The sequence below is a fragment of the Bacillota bacterium genome, assembly GCA_040754675.1.
In the GTDB taxonomy this organism is placed as follows: domain Bacteria; phylum Bacillota; class Limnochordia; order Limnochordales; family Geochordaceae; genus Geochorda.
This window is the reverse complement of record JBFMCJ010000694.1, coordinates 1-1,945: the sequence shown is the minus strand read 5'-3', so window position 1 is coordinate 1,945 and position 1,945 is coordinate 1. Positions and strand designations below refer to the sequence as shown.

The following is a 1,945-nucleotide window of genomic DNA, read 5'->3' as shown; positions in this document are numbered from 1 at the left end:
GCGGGCAGCTCCCGGCAGACCACGAGCAGGTCGACGTCCGAGCCGGGGCCCGCTTCGCCCCGGGCCACCGAGCCGAACAGCACGACCGAAGTGAGGTTGTCCCCCAGCACCTCCCGGGCGGCCAGGGCGTACGCCTCCGCCAGGCGGCGGAGATCCCGGTTCAGCTCACCCGGCTCCGGCGTCACCGGCTCCCTCCCTCCCCCACGCACCGCGCCGCGGCCAGCAGCACCAGCCGCGGGTGCGTGTGGTCGGTCAGCGCCAGCGGCTTCTCCTGGTACAGCGCCTCGGCCCGGGCCGCCCAGTAGGCGCGGTGGGAAACGTGGCTCGACACCACGACGACCACGTCCGCCTCTGAGACGGCGCGCTCCAGGCCCTCCTCGCGCCAGCCGTCCCAGTGAACCACCCGGCACGGCCAGTCCCCGTCGGGGAAGCGGTTCCACGGCCCGCCCACCACCGCCACCGTCCTGCCCGCAAGGCGCCCAAGCAGCGCTTCATCACCAGGACCAGGGGTAGGGGCAGGGGCGGGCGCGGGCAATTCGTGCCCCGGCGGAGCGGGAACTTCTTCTCCCAGGTTCCGCTCCAGTTCTTTCACCCGGGTCCGCAATTCATCGATGAGCGCCTTCCACTCCTCCCGGCGGGATATCCCTCCCGGCCTGGACGCCTGCCCGGCCGCGGCCAGTTCGTCCCGCAGCCGGCGGATCTCGCCCGAAAGCGACGCAATCTTCTTCTCCAGCTCGGCGCGCAGCCGGCGCTCCTCGTCCAGCCTGCGGGAGAGTTCCGCAGCCCGGGAACGGGCGCGGTCGAGCTCGCCCTGCAGGGACCTCAGGCGGCGCCACAGGGCGGCTTCCCCCTGCTCGGGCCGCTTAACCAGCCGGCCCAGGGCTTCCGTCCGGACGGACTCCAGGCCCTCCGGCAGGGGGATGCCCGAGAGGACAAACTCGACGGTCCACGGGTCGTGCTCCTCCGGGGCCCTCGCGGCCCACGCCCGCAGGCCTGTACGCTGGATGTCCCGCACGAGCACCCGCGCCCAGGCCCCCATCAACTCGCGGGCGTGCTCCTCCGCCAGCCGCCGGCATTCCACCTCGGACGGGGGCGCCGGGAGGCCCGCCTCCGCAAGCGCTTCCTGCCACGCCTGCCCGTCCCAGCGGCGCCAGACGGACCGGTGCTTGCCCGAGGACACCGCCAGGGTCGCGTACGCCTCGACGAACTCAGCGAACACCTCGGGTGGCCAGCGCGAAAAGACGTAGTGGGCCGCGTCCTCGGCGGCGACTTGCTCCGGGCTCAGCTCCACCGGACCCGACGCGCCCGGCCCGGTCACGGGCAGGACCCACGACCCTATCTCGGTCGCAGGCCCGACCATTTCCCCGTCCACGTACAGGGCGATGTGGGTGGCCGGCGGGCTGACTCCCGGGCCGTCACACTTGGGGCACGGCAGCGAAAGCACCGGGATGTCGTCCTCGGGCCTGTCCGAATCCATCCACTGTTGCACCTCGTCCACGGAGCCGAATTCCCGGTACACGGCGGCCAGCGTGCGGCGGCACACCGGGCACTCCCTCAGCTGCACGATGGCGTGCGGGGGCAGGCGGTCAGCCACGGCGCTCCCTCCCGAACCTCTCTTCGCGCAGCCTGGCATACTCCGCCCACGCCTCCAGGGCGTCGGCCGCGTCGTGCAGAGCCTCGGCCGCCCGGCGCAGCGCGCGGCTGGCCCCGACCGCCTGGCGGGCGGTCGCGCCTTGTCCCGCCGCAGCGAGCAGGAACCACGCCCGGGCAAGGGCCAGCCGGGCAAGAGAAGCCCTCGCCAAAAGATCGTCCACAGGTGCCACCTCCGCTACAAGGGCTTGCCCGCCCCGCACAGGAATTCGCCCTCCGACCGGCGAGTCTCCTTCCGTTCTTCGTCACGCGAGCAGGCCAGCGGTGGTGGAGGCGCTCCCGGCGGACGCGCAAC

At 73.2% G+C, this 1,945-nt stretch carries 3 protein-coding genes; all 3 read right to left on the bottom strand.

The genetic code is table 11. The features are described 5' to 3' along the window. On the bottom strand, nucleotides 1-185 hold a 185-nt coding region (locus tag AB1609_22605), incomplete at its 3' end, for a nucleotidyltransferase domain-containing protein (GenBank protein MEW6049226.1). Beyond that, on the bottom strand, nucleotides 182-1,594 hold the full coding sequence (locus tag AB1609_22600; GenBank protein MEW6049225.1) for a hypothetical protein: 1,413 nt from the start codon (nucleotides 1,592-1,594) through the stop codon (nucleotides 182-184). The genes AB1609_22605 and AB1609_22600, both read right to left, overlap by 4 nt. Then, the gene (locus tag AB1609_22595; protein ID MEW6049224.1) at nucleotides 1,587-1,814 is read right to left on the bottom strand and encodes a hypothetical protein; all 228 of its coding nucleotides are present in this window, start codon (nucleotides 1,812-1,814) and stop codon (nucleotides 1,587-1,589) included. The genes AB1609_22600 and AB1609_22595 overlap by 8 nt, the downstream gene beginning before the upstream one ends. Nucleotides 1,815-1,945 lie beyond the last annotated feature (131 nt).